Annotated in this window: 5 protein-coding genes; 2 read left to right on the top strand and 3 right to left on the bottom strand. The window is 71.7% G+C overall.

Annotated features, from left to right (window positions below; genetic code table 11):
* Positions 1-225: 225 nt before the first annotated feature.
* On the top strand, positions 226-693 hold the full coding sequence (locus NBW84_RS20695) for a GatB/YqeY domain-containing protein (RefSeq protein ID WP_250286561.1): 468 nt from the start codon (positions 226-228) through the stop codon (positions 691-693).
* Between the two features lie 306 nt (positions 694-999).
* Here NBW84_RS20695 and NBW84_RS20700 read toward each other — a convergent pair whose 3' ends face one another.
* Positions 1,000-3,567, bottom strand: coding sequence for a transglycosylase domain-containing protein (locus NBW84_RS20700; RefSeq protein ID WP_445548576.1), 2,568 nt, complete (start codon positions 3,565-3,567; stop codon positions 1,000-1,002).
* Positions 3,568-3,851: 284 nt separating this feature from the next.
* On the opposite strand from NBW84_RS20700, the gene NBW84_RS20705 reads away from it, so the two are divergent.
* A complete protein-coding gene (locus tag NBW84_RS20705; protein WP_131768817.1) occupies positions 3,852-4,208 on the top strand; it encodes a WhiB family transcriptional regulator in 357 nt (118 codons plus the stop codon).
* A 550-nt stretch (positions 4,209-4,758) separates the two neighbouring features.
* On the opposite strand, the gene NBW84_RS20710 is transcribed toward NBW84_RS20705, so the two are convergent.
* The gene (locus tag NBW84_RS20710) at positions 4,759-6,057 is read right to left on the bottom strand and encodes an ArsA family ATPase (protein WP_250286564.1); all 1,299 of its coding nucleotides are present in this window, start codon (positions 6,055-6,057) and stop codon (positions 4,759-4,761) included.
* Positions 6,054-7,076 carry an ArsA-related P-loop ATPase gene (locus NBW84_RS20715; protein WP_250286568.1) on the bottom strand — a complete coding sequence of 341 codons (1,023 nt, stop codon included), beginning with the start codon at positions 7,074-7,076 and terminating at the stop codon, positions 6,054-6,056. Before NBW84_RS20715 ends, NBW84_RS20710 begins: the two co-directional genes overlap by 4 nt.
* Positions 7,077-7,288 lie beyond the last annotated feature (212 nt).

The raw sequence follows: 7,288 nt of genomic DNA on the forward strand, positions 1-7,288 counted from the left end.
GCACTGATCTGGCTCACCGACGTCGCTGGTCTCTCCCGCGACGAGGCCGCCGAGACCCTGCGCTGGTCGGCCCTCGCCCTGCTGCGGGCCGCGCTCGCGGGCAGCCCACCCGCCAGTAGCTGTTGATCGCTCCCAGGGCAGGCCGCCGCCAGCGGCTCCGGCGCCGGCTTCTCGGCGATCCGCCGATGCGACGGGCGTCCGGCGCCGACCACTAAGGTCATCTGTGTGAGCGAACTGAAGGATCGTCTGCGGGCGGATCTCACCACGGCGATGAAGGCGCGGGACGCGCTGCGGACGTCCACCCTGCGGATGGCCCTGGCGGCGCTGAAGGACGAGGAGGTCGCCGGCAGGAGCGTTCGCGAGCTGTCCGACGCCGAGGTGCAGAAGGTACTCACCCGGGAGGTCCGCAAACGGCGGGAGGCCGCCGAGGCCTTCACCGCGGCGGGCCGCGCGGAACAGGCCAGCAAGGAAAACGACGAGGGTGGGATCCTGGCCGCCTACCTCCCTCAGCAGCTTGGCGACGACGAACTCGCCGCGATCATCGACAGGGTGGTCGCCGAACACGGCCTGGCCGGGCCGAAGGCCATGGGCGCCGCGATGAAGGCGGTCCAGCCCGAGGTGGCCGGGCGTGCGGACGGGGCCCGCGTCTCCGCCCTGGTCCGTGCCCGGCTGGCCGCGTCGCCGCCCGCCTAGCCCGTGAGCCGGACGCGAGCTGGACGTGAGCGGAACGTGAGCTGGGCACCGCTGGCGGCGGCATCCGGTACCTGCCGCTGACGAACTGGCCACCGCGGGCCAGCGGATCCCCCGTCAGCGGCAGGTGGGCGCGGCCCGTCCGGACACCGGCCGGGCGGCGTACGGCCCTGGTGGGACACGGCCGACCGGCCCCCGGTCAGGGCCGACCGGCCCCCGGTCAGGGCCGACCGGCCCCCGGGCAGGAGAGGGCGGCTCCCGGGCAGGAGAGGGCGGACGGGACGATCCGCCAGCGGCCGGCAGGGCCCGTCAGCCCGCGCCAGCCCTGCCGTCGCCCCGGGCACGCCTGGATCCCGCGGTGGCGGGACCGGGGCGAACGGAGGTCCTCCCGCTGTCGAGCCGGGCCGGGGCTCCCCCGGCGTCGGTTCGGAAGGAGCGCAGGACGAAGCCCTGGGAGACCATCAGCACGACCTCCGAGCCCTCGTCCACCTCCTGATTGCCGCCGGGATTCATCGCCAGCACCGTCCCCTTCGAGAACGGGCTCCAGATCTCCTGCACCGTCACCCGGAAGCCCTGGGAGGTCAGCTGCTGCTGTGCCAGGGACAGGTCCAGGCCGACGACGTCCGGCAGCGTCTTCTTCGCCGGGTGGGGCTGGGTGGCGTCCGGGGAGGGCATCGGCGCGACCGGCAGCCCGAGCCCGTCGACGGTGCCACGCATCGTCCTCGCCCACACCTGGGCGGGCAGGCCGCCACCGTAGACGACCGGATGACCGAGGACGTTACGCAGCGGATACGTCGTGGGTGAGCGCGGGTCGGCGACGGTCACGGCGGTGGCCAGCTGGGGGATGTAACCGGCGAACGACGCGGTGCTGAAGCCTTCGGCGGTGCCGGTCTTGCCCGCGGCCGGCCGGCCGATCTGCGCGTTGGGGGCCCCGGTCCCGTACAGGATGACGCCTTCGAGGACCGAGGTGACCGTGTCCGCGATCTCTGTCCTGAGCACCTGGCGGCACGGCCCGGGCGCGGTGTAGGGCACCGGCCGGTCGGTGCTGCCGACCCGCTGGGTGATCGACTCGAAGGGCCGCGGATCGCACCGGACACCGTGGTTGGCCAGCGTGGCGTAGGCGGTCACCAGATCCATGGTGGAGATCTCGTTGGTGCCGAGCACGGCCGCTCCGTCGACCGGCCCGATGCCGCCGCCGGGGCAGCGCAGGGACGCGGACTGGTCCTGCACCCGGCAGGAGGTCACCCCCAGCCGGCGTGCCATCTCGGCGGTGCTGCGCAGCCCGACCTTCTCCGCGAGCTGGATGTAGTAGGTGTTGACCGAGTCCCAGGTCGCCGTGGTCATGGAATATAAGCCGGCCTCGTTCGGGTCGGCGTTGCCGTAGCAGTCCCCCTGGCTCTGGCGCCCGTTGTCGTCGGTGTCCGGATTGTGGAAGACATCCGAGTGGTAGCAGGCCGGGGAATAGTACGTGGTGTTCAGCGGCAGCCCCTTTTCCAGGGCCGCGGCAAGGGTGAAGACCTTGAAGGTGGATCCCGGGGAGAACGAGGCCTGCTCCAGCGGGATTATCTGCTTGGTGTGCACGAAGTCGGTGGTCCGCTCCGGCGGCTGGCCGTCCGCGGACGGGCCGTACTCCCGGTTCACCGCCAGCGCCAGCACGTTCCCGGTGCCCGGCTGGAGCGTCACCACTCCCGCCGCCACCCGGTTTCCGGGCGGCACGACGGTGTTCGCCGCGTTCTGCGCGGCGGCCTGGGCGACCGGGTCGAGCGTGGTGCGGATCGTCAGGCCGCCCTCGAACAGCAGCCGCTCCCGGTCCGTCTGGGTCGCCCCGAAGCGCTCGTCGGCAAGCAGCGCGCGGCGGACGTAGGCGCAGAAGAACGGCACCGACGACAGCTGGCAGGGGTCTGCCGCCTGCGGTGGACGGTTGAGCACCACCGGGGCCCCCCGAATCTGTCGCAACTGCTCATCGCTGACGTGGCCGAGTTCGTGCATACGCTCCAGGACGACGTCCCGTCGCGACATCGCCGCCTGCGGGTGCAGCACCGGGTTGTAGGCGGTCGGGTTCTTGACCAGACCTGCCAGCATCGCCGCCTGCGGGAGGGTGAGCTGGTCGGCCTCGACGTTGAAATAGTGTTTCGCCGCGGTTTCCACGCCGTAGGCGCCGTCCCCGAAGTAGGCTATGTTCAGATACCTTTCAAGAATCTGGTCCTTGCTCAGGTGCTCCTCGAGGTAAAGTGCGTAGCGTGCTTCCCGGAGTTTACGTCTGACGGTCTGCTCGGTCGCGGCGTCTTTTTCCTCCTTGGAGGTCGCGGCCTGCAGGAGGACGTTCTTCACGTACTGCTGAGTGAGAGTGGACCCGCCTTGCGTGACCGCCCCGGACTCCTGGTTGGAGACATAGGCCCGCAGCAGCCCCCGGTAGTCGAGGCCGGTGTGCTCGTAGAAGCGGGAGTCCTCGATGTCTATGACCGCCTGGCGCAGTACCGCCGGAATGCGGTCGAGGGGGACGATCTGCCGGTCCTGCTCACCTCGCAGATATCCGATGACATTACCCCTGGCGTCCAGGATGCGGGACGCCTGCGGCAGTGGCGGGACGGCGAGGTTCGCCGGCAGGTCCAGGAAGGCGTCGGCGCCGCCCTTCACCGTCAGGCCCGCCAGCGCCACGACCGGCAACATCACCAGCGCGAGCAGGACACCCGCGAGCCCGCTGAGGATCATGGCCTGCCCGGCCCGCTCGACCACCGTCCACACGCGCGGACGGCCGCGACGTGGACCGTCCGGCATCAGGCCGGCACCCGACGCGACCCCTCTGCCGTAGCCGGCCCGGTCGGAACCGGCGGGCGGCCACAGGCCCTCGCGGCCTGGGCCTGTCGCGCTGGTCACGTCCGGGAACCTCCAAACGGCCCCCTCGCACGGCCGCTCAGCCGCGCTTCCCGCACCAGCGTACGACCGCACGGAACGGACATATGAATGTCACGCACACGACATGATCTGGTTACAGATAGCGCCTCTCTCGTCATTCGGATCAATGGCCCGGACGGGTCATTTAGACAACCACCCGTGTGGGGTCTGTGCCGTGGCGGAGACGCTCCATACGGTTTCGGGCGAAGCCACGTCACCACCCGCACGGGCCCCCTGACCCGGTCTCGAGAAGAAAGGCAGGTGGCATGACCAGCAGCCTGGCGACCCGCACCAGTGCCGCCCGACGTGCCAGCTCGACACAGTTGATCGGCTCGACCGTCGACGGCGACTGGACCGCGAACGCGGCCTGTCGCGACCTGGACCCGGACGACCTCTTCGTCCAGGGAGCGGCACAGAACCGGGTGAAGACCCGGTGCTTCGGATGCCTCGTCCGCACCGAGTGCCTCGCTGACGCCCTTGACAACCGAGTGGAGTTCGGAGTCTGGGGCGGTATGACCGAACGGGAACGCCGGGCACTGCTGCGCCGGCGACCGGACGTCACATCGTGGCGGAAGCTGCTCGCGGACGCGCGCGCCCACCACGGCACCGCCTCCGCCGGTTAGGACCGTCCGCACCTCGTCCCCTACTGGTCACCTACTGGCGTCCTGTTGGTTTTTCGTTGACGAACTCGCTGTCCGGCTCCCCAGCGCGGCTCATCATCACACGTCTATGGGGCATTGCGGACATCAACGTCACTAACGGGACAACCGCTCGACGACGGCGTCGCTGCCAGCGATGATCCGGGCTAGCCGGACGAGCAAGGACGACCGGACGGACTCAGATGCCCGATCCGCTCGACGGGTGCGCGATCACAACCGTTCGCGCACCCGCGGGCTCGACCAGCCGACAGCCCCCGCGGGACACGCGACACCGCCGCCCGCGCGCCTGTGACGTTCCGTAGTCCCCGCCGGTTGAGATCCACCCGGCGGGGCAGGCGACACCGCTGCCCTGCGCCCCCACAGTCCTCATGAAACCGGCCGGTCGCCGACAGCCCCACCAACGCCAGGCGGGAGACGGCGTCGGCGAACGCAGCCACGGCGCGGCGGACGCGGGGTGACAGGGGACGAGAACCACGTCACCACCCCATTCGGCCGCCACCCTCTTCGGTTCGCGCTAGCTGGTCTGCCCCGGGGCGACGTCGTGGGCCTGCTCGGGGAGGCCGGGAAGGTCGGGGAAACCGGGCGGACTGTCACCGGCAAGTACGGCGCCGACAGCGCGCAGGCCGTCGAGGTCGTGAACGTCGCCGGCGAACGCGTCGACCTCGACCAGGGGCGTGTCGGGATGCGCGCTGGTGAAGCGGTCCCGCAGGCGCTGCTCCCGGGTGGCCAGCCGCACCCGTTCCGCGTGGATGCGCAGCACCGCCGCCGCCAGCGGATGTTCGGCGTGCTCACCGAGCGTCTCGGCCGCCGCCAGGCTGCGTTCCACGGTCAGCCCGCGGGCGGGCGGCCCGACCGGGTGGACCCGGTTGACGACGAGGCCCGCCAACGGCATCCCGTCCGCGTCGAGACGGTCGACGAAGTACGACGCCTCCCGCAGCGCCGCGGCCTCCGGCGCCGCCACCACGACAAAGGACGTCCCGGGCGCGCCCAGCAGCTGGTACGTCTGGTCGGCGCGCTGCCGGAACCCTCCGAACATCGTCTCCAGGGCGGCCACGAACTGGCTGAGGTCGGCGAGCAGCTGCGCGCCGACGATCTTCGTCAACACCCTGCTGAACACACCCAGCCCGACGCCTACGACCTTCAGGTACATCTTCCCGCCGGCCTTCGCCGGGGCGAGCAGCAGCCGCAGCAGCCGGCCGTCGAGAAAGGCGCTCAGGCGGTTGGGCGCGTCCAGGAAGTCCAGGGCCGACCGGGTCGGCGGGGTGTCGACGACGATGAGGTCCCACTCGCCCGTCGCGTCCAGCTGGCCGAGCTTCTCCATCGCCATGTACTCCTGGGTACCGGCGAAGGACGACGACAGCGACTGGTAGAAGGGGTTGTCGAGTAACTGCTGGGCGCGCTCCGGGGTCGCGTGCACGAGGACGATCTCGTCGAACGTCCGCTTCATGTCGAGCATCATCGCGTCGAGATGGCCACCCGCGGAGCGGTCCACCCCCACGACCTCCCGGGGGTTGTTGTCCAGCTCGGTCAGGCCCATGGACTGGGCCAGCCGGCGGGCCGGGTCGATCGTGAGGACGACCGTCCGGCGGCCCCGCTCGGCCGCGCGCAGCGCGAGCGCGGCGGCGACCGTGGTCTTCCCGACCCCGCCCGACCCGCAGCACACGATGATCTTCTCGCTGTCGAGCATGGCGTCGACGTCCAGCACCGGCACCGCGGACGCCGGCGCCATGGACGCGGGCACCCTGGACGCGGGCGTTGCCGGGGGCAGCCGCGTCCCCACAGCCGCGAGCCCGCTCGTCCGACCGTTGCTCATCCGACCATCCGTTGCATCCGCAACAACTCCGCGAACCGGTAGATCACGCCGACGTCCACGCCGTCGGCGACCAGGGGCAGTTCGTACACAGGACGTCCCAACGCCTCGATCTCGCCGCGTTCGGCCCGCTCCAGGGCCACCCGGTGGGCATGCTGGGCCGCCTCCGCCACCAGCGCGTCCACCAGCGCGGCAGCGGGGACGATGCCGGCCGCCTTCACGCCCGCGGCCAGCTCCTCGACGTCCAGCCGGCCCGCGCCGGCCCGCTTGAGCTCCTCGTCGACGAGCAACGGCGTCCGGACCATGTTCACGATCACACCGCCGACCCGCAGCCCGGCGGCACGCAGCTCGGCGACGCCGTCCACGGTCTCCTGGACCGGCATCTCCTCCAGGAGGGTGACCAGGTGCACGGCTGTCTGCTCGGAGCGCATCACCGCCATCACGCTGTCGGCCTGGGCGCGGACCGGGCCCACCCTGGCCAGCCCGGCGACCTCGGCGCTGACGTTGAGGAACCGGGTGACCCGCCCGGTCGGCGGCGCGTCGAGAACCACCGCGTCGTAGGCCCTGCCCCCGGGGCGGGCCGCGTCCGGGCGGTTGACCGCCTCCTTCACCTTGCCGGTGAGCAGGACGTCACGGACGCCCGGCGCGATCGTGGTGGCGAAGTCGACGGCGCCGATCCGCTCCAGCGCCCGGCCCGCGCGGCGGAGGTTGTAGAACATCTCCAGGTACTCCAGCAGCGCCTCCTCCGCGTCGATGGCGAGCGCGAAGACCTCGCCGCCACCGGGAGCGCTCGCGACCTTGCGTTCCGCGTAGGGCAGCGGCGGGGTGTCGAAGAGCTGGGCGATCTGCTGGCGTCCCTCGACCTCGGTGAGCAGGACGCGCCTGCCACCGGTGGCCAGTGCCACCGCGAGCGCACCGGCGACGGTCGTCTTGCCGGTGCCGCCCTTGCCGCTCACCACGTGCAGGCGGCAGCGCCATGGCCCGTCCGCGGCGTCCCACGATGGAGTCTCCTGCGGCGTCACATCAACGACCGTACCCGGCCGGCCCCGGCCGTTCCGGTCGACGAACAGGCAGCGGGCGCGATATCCACCGATATGTCCTTCACCCGTGTCCTTCGCCGGGCCCGTGCCCGCCCGTGCCCGCCCGCGGCCCGGGTGCGGCCCGGGTGCGGCCCGGGTGCGGGCCAGGTGCAGGCCGGGTGCGGGCCAGGTGCGGGCCAGGTGCGGGCCAGGGC

The sequence above is a fragment of the Protofrankia sp. CiP1_Cm_nod2 genome, assembly GCF_920664355.1.
In the GTDB taxonomy this organism is placed as follows: domain Bacteria; phylum Actinomycetota; class Actinomycetes; order Frankiales; family Frankiaceae; genus Protofrankia.